Origin of the sequence: Haloarchaeobius baliensis, assembly GCF_052060055.1 — an archaeon.
Lineage (GTDB): Archaea > Halobacteriota > Halobacteria > Halobacteriales > Natrialbaceae > Haloarchaeobius > Haloarchaeobius baliensis.
Genome location: NZ_JBPPFR010000002.1, coordinates 214,264 through 232,138, shown reverse-complemented (window position 1 = coordinate 232,138; position 17,875 = coordinate 214,264). Strand labels below are relative to the sequence as shown.

Genomic DNA, 17,875 nt, shown 5'->3' with positions numbered 1-17,875 from the left:
CCGTTCACTCGGAGTCGTTAAAAGGACTATCAATCCCGTCTGGCGGGCGGGACCCGCCGTCTCGGCGTGACGACTGGACCCCAGCCTACTCGAACGCCAGCTCCGACGGCTCCACGTCGCGAGCCGCCTCGACCGCGTCGTCGCCCGAGAGCTCCGTCGTCGCGCAGTCGAGGCAGTAGTGGGTGAACCGCTCGGAGCTGGTGAACAGCGGCACCCCGAACAGCACGTACTCCTCGCGCCGGCGACGGACCAGGCCCGCCTCGACCCGCCCGCCGCAGGCCGTGCAGCGCTCGGTGCACCGCTCCTCGGGCCGGACGACTCGCTCGTCGACGCTGCGGGCGCGGCCGACCGTCGTCGGTGACCGAAGCCGGTCCAGCCGCCGCTTCGTCCACGGGTTGACGAGGATGCCCGTCCCGACGAGCACGAACGAGACGACCGCGGCGAACAGGGTCAGCAGGGAGGCGGCGACGCTCGGGTGCCGGACGAGGTTATCGAAGGCGGCGTAGATGAAAACGAGCCCGAGCATGGCCAGGCCCGTCCCGAAGAACCCGTAGATGACGTCGTAGATGAGGTCCGCGAGGACGGCGGAGTTCGGCCTGTCGTTCGACATCTGTTCGGTACGTTACGTTCCGTGCCGTATCAAAGTTGAGTACTTCGCCCTGGGCAGCGCCTGGAGACGGCGACACCGGACGCCTGTGGAATAGCCGTCAATTCTTGCCGCAACCAGACACACCGGAATGTCAGATAGGAACGACTTGAACGCCGGGAGACCTACCGTCGAGCAAGAGTCCCCACGATGTCGCGACAGACATGGTTCGACCACACACGAATCGAGCCACGGTGGCAGGCCCGCTGGGACGACGCCGACGTCTTCCGCGTGCCCGACGACGCGACCGACCCGACGTACGTGCTCGCGATGTTCCCGTACACCTCCGGCGAGCTGCACATGGGTCACGTCCGGAACTACGCCATCACCGACGCCTACGCCCGGTACCGCCGGCTGCGTGGCGAGACGGTGCTGCACCCGATGGGATGGGACGCGTTCGGGCTGCCCGCCGAGAACGCCGCGCTCGAACGGGACACCGACCCCGACGCCTGGACGCGCCGCTGCATCGAGCAGATGCGCGAGCAGTTCGCGTCGCTGGGTTTCGGCTACGACTGGAACCGCGAGGTGACCACCTGCGACCCCGACTACTACCGGTGGAACCAGTGGCTGTTCGCCCGGTTCCGCGAGGCCGGACTGGTCGAGCGCGAGGCCAGCGCGGTGAACTGGTGTCCCAGCTGCGAGACCGTCCTCGCCGACGAGCAGGTCGAGGGCGAGGCCCCGACGACGTCGACGGGCGGCGACGGCGTCTGCTGGCGCTGTGACTCCCCCGTAGAGCCCCGCGAGCTGGACCAGTGGTTCCTGCGCATCACCGACTACGCCGACGAGCTGCTCGACGGTATCGACGAGCTGGACGACTGGCCCGCCGGCGTCCGCGACCGCCAGCGCAACTGGATCGGCCGCACCGAAGGCGCGGAGATACCGTTCCCCGTCCGGACGCCCGACGGCGAGCGCGACGTGACGGCCTTCACGACCCGCATCGACACCATCCACGGCGCCACGTTCGTCGCGCTCGCACCGGACCACCCGCTGGCCGAGGCGGCCGCGGAGCGGGACGAGTCAGTACGCACCTTCGTCGACCAGGTCGCGGACCCGGACGGCGACGAGCCACAGGGTGTCCCGACGGACATGACCGCCACGAACCCCGCGACCGGCGAGGAGATACCGGTGTTCGTCGCGGACTTCGTGCTGAGCGATGTGGGGACTGGCGCGCTGATGGCCGTCCCCGCCCACGACGAGCGCGACCACGCGTTCGCGACGGCGCACGACCTCCCGGTCCGGCAGGTCGTCGAACCGGCCGACGGAACCGAGGTCGACGTCCGTGACGCCGCGTTCACCGACGATGGCGTCCTCGTGAACTCCGGCGAGTACGACGGTCTCGCCAGCGCCGTCGCTCGCGAGCGACTGGTCGCCGACCTGCCCGGTGCCGAGGCGACGACGCAGTACCGGCTGCGCGACTGGGGCATCTCCCGCCAGCGCTACTGGGGCACTCCCATCCCGGTCGTCCACTGCGACGACTGCGGGCCGGTCACGGTTCCAGACGAGGAGCTGCCGGTCGAACTCCCCGAGTTCGTCCACACGACGGGCAACCCGCTGGACGCCGCAGCGGAGTGGCAGGAGACGACGTGTCCAGAGTGTGGCGCTGACGCCACCCGCGAGACGGACACGATGGACACGTTCGTCGACTCCTCGTGGTACTTCCTGCGCTTCGTCTCGCCCGACCTGGCGAACGCGCCGTTCGACACCGACCGCGCGAACGACTGGCTGCCCGTCGACGAGTACGTCGGCGGCGACGAGCACGCGGTCATGCACCTGCTGTACGCCCGGTTCGTGACGATGGCGCTCGCGGACCTGGGGCTGCTCGACCACCGCGAGCCGTTCGACGCGGTGCTCACGCAGGGGATGGTGCTCGGTGCGGACGGCGCGAAGATGTCCAAGTCGGGCGACAACGGCGTCTCGCCGGAGCGCATCGTCGCCGAGTACGGCGCGGACACCGCCCGGCTGTTCGTCCTGCGGGCGGCCCGCCCGAGCAAGGATTTCGTGTGGCGCGAAGAGGGAGTCCAGTCCAGTCACCGGCTGCTCCAGCGGGTGTACCGCATGGTGAGGTCGGTCCAGAACGAGCCAGCGGATGCGCCTGAGACAGCCGCCGGGCGGTACGTCGTCCGCGAGACCGACGCTACGGTCTCCGCGGCGACCGACGCCTACGACGACCGCCGGTTCGAGCGCGCCGTCCGCGAGGTCGAATCGCTGTTCGCGCTGCTGGGGCGGTACCGCGAGCGCGACGACGCCGAGCCGGGTGTCGTCGCCCGGGGGGTCGCCGCAGTCGTGCGACTGCTGGCACCCATCGCCCCGCACGTCTGCGAGGAAGCCTGGCGCGAACTGGGTCAGGACGGCTTCGTCACGACCGCGGACTGGCCGACCGTCGCGAACGACGTGACCGACTACGAGCGAGAGCGGTCGCTGGTCGAGAACACCCGCACGGACGTCCGACAGATACTGGACGTGGCGGACATCGACGAGCCGACGGCTATCGACGTGGTCGTCGCGCCGGCGTGGAAGCACCGCGCGCTGGAGGTCGCCGGCGATGTGACTGACGGTGACGTCGTCGGCGCCGTGATGGCCGACCCGGAGCTCCGAGCGCAGGGCGAGGCCGCGGCCGACTTCGCGACGGACCTCGCCGCCGAGCATCCCGGGCTGGACGCGACGCTCGCGCCGGAACGGGAGCGTGCCGCACTGGAGCGGGCCGCGTGGCTCATCGAGGACGAGTTCCACGCGCCGGTGCAGGTGCTGGCGGCCGAGGAGACCGACGACGAGTTGGCGTCGAAGGCGCGGCCAGGGCGGCCGGCGATCCACGTCCACGAAGACTAAGACGCCGGCGGCCCAGCTGCAGCTCGTGGGCGAGTTCGCGCGAGAGGTACAGGAGCGGCTTGCCGGCGACCTCGAAGCGGCGCGACCCGACCTCTCCTGGGCGGTCGAGCACCGGGTCGGCACGACGCCGGTCGACGTTGCCGGTGTGGGCCCGAACGTGCTGGTGCTCGTCGAACTGGAGATGCGCCGGGCAGACCCGGCGAACAACACCGTGAAGCTGCTGCGTTCGCTGGAGGCCGGTGCGCTCGACGAGTACGAGACCGTCGTCGTCTGCCAGGCGTTCAGCGCGTACTACGACCTCGCCAGCGGTGGCGTGAGCACGAAACGCGAGAACGCGACGTTCGTGGGGCGACTCGCCGAAGACGCGTTCGACCGGGTGACGTTCCACGCCGTCGAGTTCCCGGTCGAGCCGCCGAAACGCGGGGTGGAGTGGCCCGACGACTGGACCGACGCACTCGCGACGACGGTGGACGCCGTCGTCGAATCGACGCCGTAGCTATCGGCGTCGGCAGCCGTCAGTCGATGTCGATCCGGTGGCCCTCCTCGACGTCGGCCTTCGGGGCGACGACGGTGAGGGTGCCGTTCGTGTAGCTGGCGCTGATGGCGTCCTCGTCGACCGACTCGGGCAGCCGGATACTGCGGCTCACGGCGGTCTGGCGCTCGCGGTGGACGTAGTGGCCCTCGTGTGCCTCCTCGGTCTCCTCCTCGCGGCTCGCGTCGATGGTGATGGTGCCGTCCGAGAACGTCAGCTCGATCTCCTCGGTGTCGTAGCCGGGGACGTCCGCGACGATCTCGTACTCGTCGCCGTGGTCCTGCATGTCGACCGGCACCGACTCGAGCGTCGGCATGCCGCGCTGCTCGAACTGTCGGCCCATACGGTCGAACATCTCCTCGAGTTCTTCGAACGGATTTCGTCGCATCGTAGCCGACAGATACGGCGGGCGGACACTTAAAATCCTCGCGTGGACGCGTGGCTCGGTAGGGCGAACAGGCGGACGGACTGCCGGACGGCGCGTGTCCGCACACCCGCGAGGCGCCGCCCGTCGACGGTCAGGGCACGCCGTTTCTGGACCCGGCTTCCGGTAAAAGAGTTCAGTCCAGCACGTGCTCGACGTCGTACGACCCGAGCACGCGCACCCAGCCGGCGCTCGCCAGCGCCTCGACGTCCTCCAGTGCGGCCTGCGTGCGCTCCTCGAACAGGCCGGCGTCGACGTCGACGTGGAAGGCGTAGTCGCCGAGGCGCTCGCCGGAGGGACGGGATTCGAGCCGTGAGAGGTTGATGTCGCGGTCGGCGAAGGGCTGGAGGAGTTCGAGCAGGAGCCCGGGGTAGTTCGCACCGGGGTAGACGACGAGCGTGGTCTTGCCGCCGGCGTCCGAGCGGTCCGCGGGCGGGGCGACGACGAAGAAGCGGGTCGCGTTCGAGGTGCGGTCCTGGATGTCCTCGGCGAGCAGGGAGACCACCTCGTCGGCGGTGCCGGGGTGGGCGATGGCCGCGACGGTGTCGTCCTCGCGGGCGGCCTCGACGCCGCGGGCGGTGCTCGCGACGGCCTCGCGGTCGACCTCGGGGTAGTGCTCGTCGAGGAAGCCGCGGCACTGCGCGAGTGCCTGCGGGTGGCTGGCGACGGTGTCGAACTCGTCGCCCTGGGCGAGCAGCGCGTGGCGGATGGGGGTGACGACCTCCTGCGTGACGGCCACGTCGAACTCGGCGAGGGCGTCCAGCGTCTCGGTGACGCTGCCCTCGATGCTGTTCTCGATGGGGACGACGCCGCGCTCGGCGTCACCCTCGGCGACGGCCTCGACGATGCTCGTCACGGACTCGCGGAACTCGACCCCGTCGGCGACGGCGCTGGCGGCGCGGTGCGAGTACGTCCCGGCGGGCCCGAGCGTGACGACTGTCATGGCTGGCCGTACACCGCTGGTGGGCAAAAGGCCGTCGGGGCGACAGGCTGCTCAGATCGGCTCGTCGGGACCGGTGGTGTCGTCGTCGGGGCCGTCCTCGTCGTCGAGCACCAGTCCGAGCGTCAGAAAGACGATGCCGACCGTGACGAAGGACCCCCAGAGTGCCACGTCACCGCCGACCGAGGTGGCGATACCGATCGTCAGGAACATCGCCCCGGTGACGAGGAACGCGGTCTGCATGGTGCTAGCACGTCGCTAGACAGCAAATACGTGCCGGTGGGTCGCCACTGCTCCGGCGGACCCACCGGGCTACGCCGGATGCACGACGGCCTCGCAGTCCGGACACTCCGCGAGGAGCTGTGGCCAGCCGTCGGGGGGCTCGTACACCGCGAGCAGTCGTCCGGACGGAATCGACATCTCGCAGTCCGGGCAGCGCCCGAGGAACCGCCGTAGCGCCGTGCTGTCGCTCCCTCCCATGCGACTGGAGACGGGCCACGACCGCATTGTTACGGGCTGCCTATCGAGACGACTGGGACCGCTTACCGCGAGAAGAGTTCGCCGGAGCCGTCGGTCAGTTCACCGGTTCAGCGTGTGGATGGCGTGTCCGAGCGCGTTCTCGGCGGCCTCCATCGTCGACTCGGCGAGCGTCGGGTGCGTGTGGACCGTCGAGGCGACGTCCTCCAGGGTCGCGCCCATCTCGATGGCGAGGGCGACCTCGGCGACGAGTTCGCTGGCCTCCGGCCCGACGATCTGTGCGCCAAGCACGAAGCCACTGGGCTCGTCGGCGACGATGCGGACGAAGCCGTCGGTCTCGTTGGTGGTCATCGCGCGCCCGCTGGCGTTGAACGGGAACTTGCCGGTGACCGGCTCGAAGCCCTGTTCTGCGGCCTCGTCGGCGGTCAGGCCGACGGTGCCGATCTCGGGCGCGGTGAACACGGCGGCGGGCATCGCCTGGTAGTCGATGGCCGAGGGCTCGCCGGCGATGACCTCGGCGGCGACCTGGCCCTCCTTGCTGGCCTTGTGGGCGAGCATCGGCTCGCCGGCGACGTCGCCGACCGCGAAGATGTGCTCCTTCTCGGTGCGGGCGCGGTCGTCCGTCTGGATGAAGCCGTTCTCGTCGGTCTCGATGCCGGCGGCCTCGAGGTTCATCGTGTCGGTGACGGGCTGGCGGCCGACCGCGACGAGCACCTTGTCCGCGGAGAGCTCGAGGACCTCCTGCTCGTCCTCGGCCTCGGCGGCCTCGCCACCGTCGGCGGCTGCGGGCGTGGCGGTGACGACGACGCCGTCTCCGTCCTCCGCCCAGTCCTCGGCGGTGTAGCCGAAGTGGAACTCGACACCGAGCTCCTCGGCGTGCTTGCGGACGATGCGGCTCACGTCGTCCTCGTACGGCGGCAGCACGTCGTCCAGCATCTCGATGACGGTCACGTCGGTACCCAGCCGGGCGTAGACGCCGGCCAGCTCCATGCCGATGTAGCCCGCGCCGACGACGACCAGCTCGTCCGGGACGGTCTGGAGGTCCAGCGCCGCCTCCGAGGAGATGACGTGCTCGCCGTCGAACTCGAAGCCCGGAACCTGGATGGGGCGCGAGCCGGTGGCGATGATGGCGTGCTCGAAGTCGATGGACTCGCTGCCCTGGCCCTCGCCGCCGTGGACGACGCGGACCGAGTCCTCGCCCGAGAACTCGGCGGTACCCTCGACGAGGTTGACGCCGTTGGCCTTGCAGAGCTTCTCGACGCCGCCGGTGAGCCCGTCGACGATGCCGTCCTTCCAGTTCATCATCTGCGAGAGGTCCACGGCCGGGTTCGCGTGGATGCCGAGGTCCTCCGCGTTGCCCGCGTCGTGGGCGAGCTTCGAGCCCGTGATGAGCGCCTTCGACGGGATGCAGCCCCGGTTGAGGCAGGCCCCGCCGTAGGCGTCGCGCTCGACGAGCGTCACGTCGAGGTCGAGCTGTCCGGCGCGGATGGCGGCCACGTAGCCCCCCGGACCCGCGCCGATGACCAGTACGTCCGTGCCAGTAGTGACGTCTCCGACGACCATACTACACAGACCGACCAGCAGCCATAAAAAGCCGCAGGAATTGCCAGCGACGGCAGAACCCGGAGACGGAGCGGAGTCGAGGGGCGTCGTGTGTGGGCACGTGACAGTCAGTCGAGCCGCTCCGCCCGCTCCCGGCAGTCCTCGAACACGCCGCGGGCCCACGCGAGTGCATCCGGATCGTCGGTCGTCGCCACGGCAGCGACCACGCCGCTGTCCGGGTCGTAGCTCGGAACGACGAGCGTGTCGTCGTAGATGGCGATGTCGAGCGGCGGTTCGTCGATGAGGTAGGTCGCGGTCGTGTCCATCGCCATGAGCTCGTCATGTCCGTCGCCGTGGTGGCTCCGGACGCCCTCGAACGTCTCTGGCGTGAGGACCCACTCGACCGGCACGCCGCTCCGGACGACCTCGTAGGTCCGCTCCATCACCACCGGCGAACCGAACGAGGTCGTGACGCCGACCATCTCCCGGCTGGTGTCCGCGACGATGCTCGCGAGCTCCTGGTCGATGCGGTACGGCGCGGACCGGTCGGCCGTGAGGACGGTCGCATCGGTGAACAGGTGGGTGTTCGAGACGAGCTCCGGAGCGTCGACGCGCGCAAGCAGCGGTGCCAGCGTGCGCGCACCGGCCAACCCCGCCTCGAACGACTCGACGTGCGTGAGGACGGCGCGCCCGAACCCCGTGAGGCGGTAGCCGTCTGTGCGACGTTCCAGCAGCCCGCGCTCGGTCAGCGCGTTCGTCGCTCGGTACGCCGTCGCCCGCGACACTCCTGCACGGTCCGCGAGGGTGGAACGGTCCGTCGGGCCGCCGCGACAGGCCGCCAGAACGGGTGCACGGTGCAACAGGGCGACGGCATCGTCGACGGCAGCCCGGTCCATACCGGGGTATTCGCCCCGGCCGTGATAATCATTCGCTATCAGTGCCGTCTCAGCGGTGAGACGGAGTCTCAGCGGTGCCTATATGCCATCTTCGAGCGTCCACATAGACGGGCAGTCCGAAACCACGCGGCGGCCGGGGGGCGTCGCGGTGCTGCCGAGTGCACGACCGTCGGGGGGCGGTCGGCACGGGGGAACGGAGTGTCTCGCCCGTTCGGGGCGGCCACTCCGATGCGACAGCGACGAACTGTGTTCTCGTGCGATTGCGTACCACGACTCACCGAAGGTTAATTACAGCCCGGACGAGGCTCGATCATGGCCGACGACAGCGACGGCGCGACGCTCTCCGTCTCGCCGGACCGACCACGGCTGGACACCGTCCCGAGGATACGAGCGAACGGACTCACCGCCGGCGAACAGGTCACCCTCCGAACGACGACATCGTGGGGCGACGCCACCTACACCGCCACGGCGACGTTCATCGCCGACGCCGACGGTACCGTCGACACCGCCGAGATGGCACCCGAATCCGGCGACTACGACGGGGTCGACCCGGCCGGACTGCTCTGGGGGGCGACGCTGACCGAGGGCCGGCCGAGCCGGGAGACGCCCGCGACCGCGCCGACGGCCGTCACGCTCGAACGCGAGGGCGAGCAGCTCGCGGACGCGACCGTCGAGCGCGTCGTGAAACCCGACGGCGTGACCCGGCAGGACGCCACCACCGACATTCCCGCCGACCTGTACCTGCCGGGCGACGAGGAGTCGGCGGAGACCGTCGACCCTGCGCCCGGCATCGTCGTCCTCGGCGGTAGCGAGGGCGGCCGCCCGCGCTCGCCGCTCCCGTGGCTGCTCGCCGACGAGGGGTACGCGGTCCTCGCCCCGGCGTACATGGGCGAGGACGGCGCCCCCGCCGACGAACTCTCCGAGGTACCGGTGGCAGCGGTCGCAGACGCCGTGCGCCGGTTCGCCGACCACGACGCGACCAGCGGTCGCCTCGCGGTCCTCGGGAAGTCCCGCGGCAGCGAACTCGCCGGCCTGCTCGCGACCCGCGTCGACGCCATCGAGTTGTACGTCGGCGTCGCTCCCAGCGGCATCGCCTTCGAGGGACTCGACAGTCGCAACCAGACCACCGGCACGAGCGCGTGGGCCATCGACGGCGAACCGACTCCGTTCGTCCCCATCGACGAGGACGCCATCACCGCCGACCCCATCGAGATCGCCGACAGCTACGTCGGCGGCATCGACGCGACCGACGACGGGCGCGTCGCCAACGCGGAGCTCCTCGACGGCTTCGACGGGACGGTCCTGCTCGTCGCCGGCGAGGACGACCGGATGTGGCGCTCCGCGCGACTCGCCGGGCGACTCGCGGACCGGCTCGACGACGGGCCGGCTTCCGTTCGACTCGAGACGTACCCCGATGCCGGCCACGCCATCTCGCCGCCGGTCACGCACACGACCGGTCGCGCGCTGGTGCCCGCAGGGCCGGAGCACCAGCTGGCACTCGGCGGAACGGCCGAGGGCTACGCCCGCGCCGACCGCGAGCACTGGGACGTGGTGCTGGAGACGCTGGCGGTGCTACGGGAATAAGAGAACGAGAGAACCGAACGCAGAACGAGTTCGCTACTCCAGCAGGAGCAGCTGCGGGTTCTCGAGGTACTTCATGACCTCGTTGGTGAACTGCGCGCCCTCCGCACCGTCGATGATGCGGTGGTCGAAGCTGAGCGACAGCGTCATCACGTGACGGATCTCGATCGAGTCCTCGCCGTCATCGTCGGTGACGACGCGGGGCTTCTTCTTGATCTCGCCCATCGCGAGGATGGCGGTCTCGGGGTAGTTGATGATGGGCGTGGCGTACTCGCCGCCGATGCCGCCGATGTTCGTGATGGTGAACGTGCCGCCGCGCATCTCCTCCAGGGCGATCGAGCGCTCCCGTGCCTTCGAGACGAGCTCGTTCATCTCGGAGGAGAGCTGGAGCAGGCCCTTCCGGTCGACCTGTTTGACGACGGGGACCATCAGGCCCACGTCGGTCGCGGTCGCGACGCCGATGTTGAAGTAGTGCTTCTTGACGATCTCGTCGTTCTCCTCGTCGAGCGAGGAGTTGACGATGGGGAACTCCTTCAGTGCCGCCACACACGCCTTCATCACGAACGGCATGTAGGTGAGCTTGATGTCCTTCTCGGCGGCGTGGGGCTTGAGCTCCTGTCGGGCCTCGACGAGCGCGGTCACGTCGACCTCGTCGTGGTGGGTGACGTGCGGGGCGGTGTACTTCGACTCCGCCATCGCGTCGGCGATGGTCTGGCGGACGCCACGGAACGGCTCGCGCGTCTCGCGCTGCTGGGGTTCGCCCATCGGCTCGCCGGCGGCCATGGCCTGCGCGTCGGCCTCCTGTGCCTGCTTCTGTGCCTGTGCGTACTCGCGGACGGCCTCGGGCGTGACGAACGCCTCGCCGTCTTTCGTCTCGTCGGACGGGACGGCGTTCAGGTCGACACCCTCGTCCTCGGCGAGTTTCCGGGTTGCGGGCGCGGCGAGCGTCTTCTCGCGGTTCGCGGCCTCGACCTGCTGCGGAGCGGCCGTCGTCGTCGCCGAACCGCCGGAAGCACCCGCATCGGCCGGTTCCTCGGTGGACTCGGCCTCGGCGGTCGCCGGCTCGGGCTCCGCTTCCTCGTCGCCCTCGGCGTGGGCGCGCACGTCGGCGTCGGTGACGCGGCCGGAGGGACCGGTGCCCTCGACCGCGCTGATGTCGACCCCGAGCTCGCGGGCGAGCTTGCGGGCGCTCGGCGGCGCGAACACCCGACCCGAGGGTGTCTCGACCTCCTCCGTGTCGCCTGCGTCGGCAGCGGTCGTCTCGGCCTCGGCGGCGTCGGCCTCCGCCTCGGCGGACGCCTCGCTCTCGCCCGCACCGGACGGCGTCGTGTCGTCGAGGTCGTCCTCGCCCTCGACGTTGTACACCATGATGACGTCGCCGACGGGGACCATCTCGCCCTCCTCGGCGAGCAGCTCCTTCACCGTGCCGTTGTACGGCGAGGGGACGTCGACCGCGGCCTTGTCCGTCTCGACCTTCGCGACCGGCTGGTCCTCCGTGACGGTGTCGCCGGGTTCGACGAGCCACTCGAGCAGTTCGCCCTCCGCGACACCCTCGCCGACGTCGGGAAGCTTGAATTCCTTGGGCATATCAGAAGTTCACCGCGTCGCGGATACCCTTCTTGATGCGCGCCGGCTCGGGGAGGTAGTAGTCCTCCAGCGCGTAGAGCGGGAACGGCGTGTCGAAGCCGGTGATGCGCTCGACCGGTGCCTCCTGGTACAGCAGCGCCTCCTCCTGGATGATGGAGGCGATCTCGCCGCCGAGGCCGCCGGACTTCGGGGCCTCGTGGACGACCGCGGCGCGGCCGGTCTTCTTGAACGACTCGACGATGGTCTCCTCGTCGAGCGGCGAGATGGAGCGGATGTCGACGACCTCGACGTCGATGCCGTCCTCCTCGGCGAGCTCCTCGGCGGCCTCCATCGTCGGCCGGGACATCGCGCCCCAGGTGAACACCGAGATGTCGGTGCCCTCGCGCCGCACAGCGGCCTCGCCGAGCGGGACCTCGTAGTCGTCCGTCGGGACCTCGTCGCGGAACGCGCGGTAGATGAGCTTCGGCTCGAGGAAGACGACCGGGTCCGGGTCGCGGATGGCCGAGATGAGCATGCCCTTCGCGTCGTAGGGCGTGCTCGGGATCTGGACCTTGAGGCCGGGCTGGTGGGCGAACATCGCCTCCGTGGACTCGGAGTGGTGCTCCGGCGCGCGGATGCCGCCGCCGTAGGGTGCACGGACGACCATCGGACACGTGAACCGACCGCGCGAGCGCGTCCGGATGCGCGCCGCGTGGCTCACGATCTGGTCGAACGCGGGGTAGATGAAGCCCATGAACTGGATCTCGGGGACGGGCTTCAGGCCGTAGGCGGCCATCCCGATGGCCGTGCCGACGATGCCGGACTCGGCCAGCGGCGTGTCGATGACGCGGTCCTCGCCGAACTCCTCGTAGAGGCCCTCGGTCGCACGGAACACGCCACCGTTCTTCCCGACGTCCTCGCCCATGACGAGGACGTCTTCGTCGTTCTTCATCTCGGTGTACAGCCCGTCGCGGACGGACTGCACGAGCGTCAGGTTCTCCGTCTCGGATGCAGTGTCTTGCGTTGCCATGTGTTAGTCCTCCAGGAGTGCGTCGTCGCCGAACTCTTCGCGGACGCTGTTGAACCACTCCAGCTGTTCGTCCAGCTTCTTCGGCATGCCCGCATAAACGTGTTTGAATATCTCTTCGGGGTCGGGGCGCTCGACCGCCTCGGCCGCGGCGATTGCGTCGGCGACCTCGTCCTCGACCTCGGCCTCGATGGCGTCGACCCGCTCGTCGTCGAGCAGCCCGTGCTGGCGCAGGAACGTCTCCATGCGCGGGATGGGGTCCTTCTGCTTCCAGCGCTCGACCTCCTCGTCGTCGCGGTAGACGGAGGGGTCGTCGGCCGTGGTGTGCGCGCCGAAGCGGTACTGCACCGCCTCGATGAGCGTCGGGCGCAGCTCGTCGTCGTCGGGGTGCTTCGCCTTCTCGACGGCCTCGCGCGTGACCTTGTACACCGCCAGCGGGTCCATCCCGTCGACCTGCACGCCCTCGAAGCCGTAGGCGGCGGCCTTCTGGGCGATGGTCTCGCTCGCGGTCTGCTTCTCCCGTGGCACCGAGATGGCCCACTGGTTGTTGTTGCAGAAGAACACGCTCGGCGTGTCGAACACGCCGGCGAAGTTCAGGCCCTCGTGGAAGTCACCCTCCGAGGTGGCGCCGTCGCCGAAGTAGCAGAGGAACGCCCGGTTCTCGCCCTTGAGCTTCGACGCCCAGGCCGCGCCGGTGGCGTGGGGGACCTGCGTCGCGATGGGCACCGCGGTGGTGAACATGTTCACGTCCTCCGGGATGTTGTTGCCGGACTCGTGGCCCATCCAGGTCAGGAGCGTCTTCTCCAGCGAGACGCCACGGACGAGCGCCGCACCGTGCTCGCGGTAGGACGGGAACAGCCAGTCCCCCTCGTCCAGCGCGTGGGCGCTACCGATCTGGGCGCCCTCCTGTCCGGAGAGCGGGGGGTAGGTCCCCATGCGGCCCTGTCGCTGGAGCGAGACGGCCCGCTGGTCGAAGTGGCGGGCCACCCGCATCTGTTTGTACATCTCGACGAGCTCGTCGTCGTCGACGTCCGGCACCTCCGCGTCGTCGAGCACCCGACCTGCGTCGTCGAGCACCTGTACGCGCTCGCGGGGGTCGTGCTGAATCGTGCTCACGGTAGAACCCACCTTGACATGTATCGAATGTCTCTCGCTCGCGTTATATGGTTTTCGTAAAAACGTTACTATCAACCCGATTCTTGCCATACAGTCGCACAGATTTGCGATTTTCGCCTCGAAGCTGAACGATTTTCCAGTTATGTTCTGCAATAGCCCGGTGACCTAGGTTCCTCACGGTCTTCTATCCTCAATTCTGGACGAATGGGCGGGAGTTTATTCCGCCGTGTGCGTGTGGTTCTGTATCGATGGTGTGCCGTGTTCACGTGGGTCGTTTTTCGTCTGTGCGAGAGCGTCCGAGAGTCTGCGCTGCTGTGTTGGAAGTCATGTCGCGCTGGGACGGCGGAACGGACGAGAACACGACCAGCTGGAACAGACGAAAACACGACCACTCGCGCCGACGCTACACGACCGCGACCGCGCAGCACCGCACCTCACGCCTCCCCAGCCGACTGCGCTTCTCAGTCGCTATCGCTCCCTCCGATGCTCGTCCCTCGCACGAGCGTCTGCTCGCGGCCTGGCGAGACTCCTCCGTCGTCTCGCTGCCCTCCGCTCGCAAGCTCGCGGAGACCTCGCTAGCGCTCGGCACGCTCGCCAGCCGCGCGCCAGTGGTGAAATTCGGAGAATCGTCGCTGGCGGTCAGTCCGAGGCGACACTTCGTGCCGCCTCCCGTGCCTCCTCCACGCTCTTGCCGTCCCGGAGCACGGCGTCGACGAACAGCTCGCCGGCCTTGTACGACGACCGGACCATCGGGCCGGAGGCACAGTAGAGGAACGCGAACTCCTCCTCGGCGACGTCGCGCCAGGTGTCGAACTCGTCGGGGTGGACGTAGCGTTCCACGTCGAGGTGGGTCAGCGACGGCTGGAGGTACTGCCCGAGCGTGACGATGTCGAGGTCGATCTCGGCGAGGTCCGAGAGGGTCTGCCAGATCTCGTGGTGGTACTCGCCGACGCCGAGCATCAGGCTCGTCTTCGTGTAGATGTCGGACTCGCGGGCGACCTGCTCCAGCACCGACAGCGACTGCTCGTAGCCCGCACGGCGGTCACGCACCGGCCACTGGAGGCGCTCGACCGTCTCGACGTTGTGCGCGATGACGTCGGGCTCGGCGTCGATGATCTTCCGGACGAGGTCGGGCTCGCCCTGGAAGTCCGGGATGAGGACCTCGACGAGGATGCCAGGATGGCGCTCTTTGATCTCGCGGATGGTCTCGGCGAAGTGGCCCGCGCCCTGGTCGGGCAGGTCGTCGCGGTCGACCGACGTGAGGACGACGTAGTCCAGCCCGATCTCGGCGATGGCCTCGGCGACGTTCGCGGGCTCGTCGGGGTCCAGCGGCTCCATCCCGCCCGTCTCGACGTCGCAGAAGTTACAGCCGCGCGAGCAGCGGTGGCCCATCAGCATGAACGTCGCCGTGCCACCGTCGCTGCTCCCGTTGCGGCCGCTCCAGCACTCCCCGAGGTTCGGGCAGTTCGCCTCCTCGCAGACGGTGTTGAGGTCGTGCTCGCGCAGCGTCTGCTTGATGTCGGTGAACTCCCGGCCCGCCGGCGGTCGCATCTTCAGCCAGTCGGGCTTCCGCGAACGGCTCATACCGAGAACTGCGGTCCCAGGGCAGAAAAAGCGTCGGGGTTCCGGCGACGGTCGGCCGACCTGACAGCCCGAATGCATGACATGCCAACACTTGTCCATCGGTGATGGTCGACAGAGTTTTGTGCCAGTCGCGTTCCAGTGGACTAACGAGCAGATGTTCGACGTGTCACCGGACGACATACGAACGGGGTCCATACCAAGGGTACTCGTGGCACTCGCGGCGCCGCTCGTGGTCCAGAACCTCGTTCAGGTCGTCCAGCAGGTCGTCGACGCCTTCTGGCTCGGCCGTATCGGCGAGGCCGAACTCGGAGCCGTCGGTCTCGTGACGCCGCTGACCTCCGTCCTCGTCGGGCTCGCCGTCGTCGGTCCGATGGTCGGCTCGCACGTCGTCGTCTCCCAGCGCGTCGGTGCCGACGAGGAAGGGGCGGCCCGACGCGCCGCGTTCAACGGCGTCGTCCTCACCTTCCTGTTCGGCTCCGCTGCCGCCCTCCTCGCGTTCTTCTTCGCCGACCCGCTCGTCCGCGCCATCGCCACCGTCAACCCCGACGCACGTGCCGTCGAACCCGCCATCACGTACTTCGCCGCCTACGCGCCGGTCTTCCTGTTCATGGGCCTCTCGGACTCGCTCGAGGCCGGCTTCCTCGGCTGGGGCGACACCCGGGCGACGCTGTACGTCAACGTCACCGCCGTCGCGGTCAACGTCGTCCTCGACCCCGTTCTCATCTTCGGCTACGGCGTCCCCAGCTTCGACGGGCTGGCGGTCACGGGTGCGGCGCTCGCGACCGCAGCCGGCTACGCCGCCAGCTTCCTCCTGGTGCTCGCGTTCGCGCTCGGCCTGCGCAGCTCGTTCCAGCTCACCCGCAAGGACGCCCGCGTCTCGCTGGCCGACTGCCGCGAGCTCCTAGACGTCGGCTGGCCCACCGCCGGCCAGCGCGTGGCCCAGGACGCCGTCCGCATCGTCGTCGTCGTCCTCGTCTTCGTCGCCGGGGGGACCGCCGGACTCGCCGCGTACGTCATCGGCGCACGGGTCGCCAGCGTGGCGTTCATCCCCGCCAGCGGGCTCCAGCAGGCCGCCCAGTCCATGATCGGCCAGAACCTCGGCGCGGGCCACACCGAACGCGCCCGGTCGACCACCTGGACCGGCGTCGGCATCGCCGTCACCATGCTCACCCTCGCCGGCGTCGTCCAGTGGCTCGTCCCCGGCGCCCTCGCCACCGTCTTCGTCCCCGACATCGCACCGCAGGCGCTCGCGTACACCGTGGACTACCTCCAGATCCTCGCGCTCGGCTACTGGGCCATCGGCGCGGGCTACCTGCTCCGCGGCGGCTTCAACGCCGCCCGGCGCACGAAGACCAGCATGGTCGCCTCCCTCATGCAGTACTGGGGCGTCCGCCTGCCCATCGCCGCCGCCGGGGTCTACCTGCTCGACGGCGGCGTCCAGTCCGTCTTCTGGGCCGTCACGCTGTCGAACGTCGCCGTCGCGCTCGGCCTCGCCGCCTACTACTGGTACGAGACCAGCGACGGGATGCTGGAGCGCGCCGCCGCGAAGGCGTCGGACGCTGCTGCAGATTCAGTCTGACCGAACACTGGATAGTGGCACTGTCTAGTTTAGCACCTCCTCGACTGGTGTTCGTCCGCCGAGCGATTGGTGCGGTCTAAGATAGTTGTAGTAGTGCGCGAACATCGCAAACCATTGGCGGACGCTCTGCCGACTGCCCACCCACGAATTATGGAAGCGGTCGACCCGCATCTTAAGCGTGTGAAACCACTTTTCGATAAGGTTTCGGTCGGTGTAGTTGACCTGACCGCTCAACCCGAGTCGAGTAAGGGCAGTCCGATAGCCGAACTGGTCGACGAGAAACACGGTGTCTGAGAGATCGTGTTTCTCGTCGAGGCCAGAGAGAAATGCAGCTGCCGGATCGGTGCCGTGCTGACCAAACAACGCGAGGTCGAGAATCAATTTTGTGTCGATGTCTATTGCAGCGTACAACCAAGACCATTCGCCATTGATTTTGACAGCGGTCTCGTCGACCGCGACCCGCGACGGCTGCGCCGTCGGCGGGTCGGGAACGCTGTCAGCAATCCGATGTACCCAGTTCCAGACTGCCCCATGAGACCGTTCAGCGCCTAAGTCAGTAAGAATTGAAGTTATTTCTCTGAGTGAACAACCGGTCGCGTGGAGCTGGACGGCGAACGCCCTAACGGGCGTCGCCGTCCGCTCACGCTCCCAAGATTCTTCGAAATCCGCCCCAAAGCTTTCGTTGAGCAGGTCTGCGAGCATCATTCCAAACTAACTCAACGATCTGCTCGTTCCTCAAACTGGCTTAACTAGACAGTGCCGAGAGAAAATGAATCTAACTAAAGAGTTGAACATAAATTTCTGACAAAATCTATAACTTACCACCTACCCACTATATCCCATGGACAAGCATCGGAATCAGGTTACGGTCGGTTCATTCGTTTTCAACGTAGTCATACCGCTCGTGCTGGTTTTCGTGTCTATCACACTCGGGGCCGGGGCATCCAGTACACTGCAGTCAGTTACCGGAATCGGCCATCAACTCAAATTTATCGCCTGGATTGGCTTCTCTCTGCTGTTCTACGGACTTTCGGTCCTGTTCTACGCGGGATTACAGTCGGGAGTCCAGTACGTGAAACGAGGAGTTCACAACTGAAGGCATCGCACACTGCAACCAGGACCACTTTCGGTCCGGTACG

Annotated in this window: 17 protein-coding genes; 5 read left to right on the top strand and 12 right to left on the bottom strand. The window is 68.3% G+C overall.

The genetic code is table 11. The annotated features are described in order from the left end of the window. Positions 1–85 precede the first annotated feature (85 nt). Positions 86–610 carry a DUF8108 domain-containing protein gene (locus ACSG06_RS12020; protein ID WP_440990524.1) on the bottom strand — a complete coding sequence of 175 codons (525 nt, stop codon included), beginning with the start codon at positions 608–610 and terminating at the stop codon, positions 86–88. A 186-nt stretch (positions 611–796) separates the two neighbouring features. Here ACSG06_RS12020 and leuS point away from each other — a divergent pair, with 186 nt between their 5' ends. Then, the gene (leuS, locus tag ACSG06_RS12015; RefSeq protein ID WP_440990523.1) at positions 797–3,472 is read left to right on the top strand and encodes a leucine--tRNA ligase; all 2,676 of its coding nucleotides are present in this window, start codon (positions 797–799) and stop codon (positions 3,470–3,472) included. A 25-nt stretch (positions 3,473–3,497) separates the two neighbouring features. Beyond that, positions 3,498–3,968, top strand: a complete 471-nt coding sequence (locus ACSG06_RS12010) for a hypothetical protein (RefSeq protein WP_440990522.1) — start codon at positions 3,498–3,500, stop codon at positions 3,966–3,968. A 19-nt stretch (positions 3,969–3,987) separates the two neighbouring features. Here ACSG06_RS12010 and ACSG06_RS12005 read toward each other — a convergent pair whose 3' ends face one another. From ACSG06_RS12005 to ACSG06_RS11980, 6 genes are all read right to left on the bottom strand, one after another. Further along, positions 3,988–4,392, bottom strand: a complete 405-nt coding sequence (locus tag ACSG06_RS12005; protein ID WP_440990521.1) for an Hsp20/alpha crystallin family protein — start codon at positions 4,390–4,392, stop codon at positions 3,988–3,990. 172 nt (positions 4,393–4,564) lie between these two features. Continuing rightward, positions 4,565–5,371 (bottom strand): prephenate dehydratase, encoded by an 807-nt coding sequence (pheA, locus tag ACSG06_RS12000; RefSeq protein WP_440990520.1) that lies wholly within the window; start codon positions 5,369–5,371, stop codon positions 4,565–4,567. Positions 5,372–5,422: 51 nt separating this feature from the next. Continuing rightward, a complete protein-coding gene (locus ACSG06_RS11995; protein ID WP_440990519.1) occupies positions 5,423–5,611 on the bottom strand; it encodes a hypothetical protein in 189 nt (62 codons plus the stop codon). Between the two features lie 69 nt (positions 5,612–5,680). Then, on the bottom strand, positions 5,681–5,848 hold the full coding sequence (locus ACSG06_RS11990; protein WP_440990518.1) for a DUF7837 family putative zinc-binding protein: 168 nt from the start codon (positions 5,846–5,848) through the stop codon (positions 5,681–5,683). 99 nt (positions 5,849–5,947) lie between these two features. Then, the gene (gene lpdA, locus ACSG06_RS11985; protein ID WP_440990517.1) at positions 5,948–7,408 is read right to left on the bottom strand and encodes a dihydrolipoyl dehydrogenase; all 1,461 of its coding nucleotides are present in this window, start codon (positions 7,406–7,408) and stop codon (positions 5,948–5,950) included. A 107-nt stretch (positions 7,409–7,515) separates the two neighbouring features. Further along, complete coding sequence (locus tag ACSG06_RS11980) at positions 7,516–8,283, bottom strand: helix-turn-helix transcriptional regulator (protein WP_440990516.1); 768 nt, start codon at positions 8,281–8,283, stop codon at positions 7,516–7,518. A gap of 312 nt (positions 8,284–8,595) precedes the next feature. Here ACSG06_RS11980 and ACSG06_RS11975 point away from each other — a divergent pair, with 312 nt between their 5' ends. Next, positions 8,596–9,867, top strand: coding sequence for an acyl-CoA thioesterase/bile acid-CoA:amino acid N-acyltransferase family protein (locus tag ACSG06_RS11975; protein WP_440990515.1), 1,272 nt, complete (start codon positions 8,596–8,598; stop codon positions 9,865–9,867). A 33-nt stretch (positions 9,868–9,900) separates the two neighbouring features. Here the strand turns inward: ACSG06_RS11975 and ACSG06_RS11970 are convergent, their stop codons facing one another. The 4 genes from ACSG06_RS11970 to lipA form a co-directional block, all read right to left on the bottom strand. Continuing rightward, complete coding sequence (locus ACSG06_RS11970; protein ID WP_440990514.1) at positions 9,901–11,451, bottom strand: dihydrolipoamide acetyltransferase family protein; 1,551 nt, start codon at positions 11,449–11,451, stop codon at positions 9,901–9,903. A gap of 1 nt (position 11,452) precedes the next feature. Next, positions 11,453–12,460 carry an alpha-ketoacid dehydrogenase subunit beta gene (locus tag ACSG06_RS11965; RefSeq protein ID WP_440990513.1) on the bottom strand — a complete coding sequence of 336 codons (1,008 nt, stop codon included), beginning with the start codon at positions 12,458–12,460 and terminating at the stop codon, positions 11,453–11,455. 3 nt (positions 12,461–12,463) lie between these two features. After that, a complete protein-coding gene (pdhA, locus tag ACSG06_RS11960; RefSeq protein WP_440990512.1) occupies positions 12,464–13,573 on the bottom strand; it encodes a pyruvate dehydrogenase (acetyl-transferring) E1 component subunit alpha in 1,110 nt (369 codons plus the stop codon). Between the two features lie 639 nt (positions 13,574–14,212). Continuing rightward, positions 14,213–15,157, bottom strand: coding sequence for a lipoyl synthase (gene lipA, locus ACSG06_RS11955; protein ID WP_440990511.1), 945 nt, complete (start codon positions 15,155–15,157; stop codon positions 14,213–14,215). Positions 15,158–15,311: 154 nt separating this feature from the next. Here lipA and ACSG06_RS11950 point away from each other — a divergent pair, with 154 nt between their 5' ends. Continuing rightward, a complete protein-coding gene (locus ACSG06_RS11950; protein ID WP_440990510.1) occupies positions 15,312–16,736 on the top strand; it encodes an MATE family efflux transporter in 1,425 nt (474 codons plus the stop codon). A gap of 24 nt (positions 16,737–16,760) precedes the next feature. Here the strand turns inward: ACSG06_RS11950 and ACSG06_RS11945 are convergent, their stop codons facing one another. Further along, positions 16,761–17,441: an IS6 family transposase gene (locus tag ACSG06_RS11945; RefSeq protein ID WP_440990509.1), complete on the bottom strand. Its 681-nt coding sequence runs from the start codon at positions 17,439–17,441 to the stop codon at positions 16,761–16,763. A gap of 136 nt (positions 17,442–17,577) precedes the next feature. Here ACSG06_RS11945 and ACSG06_RS11940 point away from each other — a divergent pair, with 136 nt between their 5' ends. After that, positions 17,578–17,832: a hypothetical protein gene (locus tag ACSG06_RS11940; RefSeq protein ID WP_440990508.1), complete on the top strand. Its 255-nt coding sequence runs from the start codon at positions 17,578–17,580 to the stop codon at positions 17,830–17,832. Positions 17,833–17,875 lie beyond the last annotated feature (43 nt).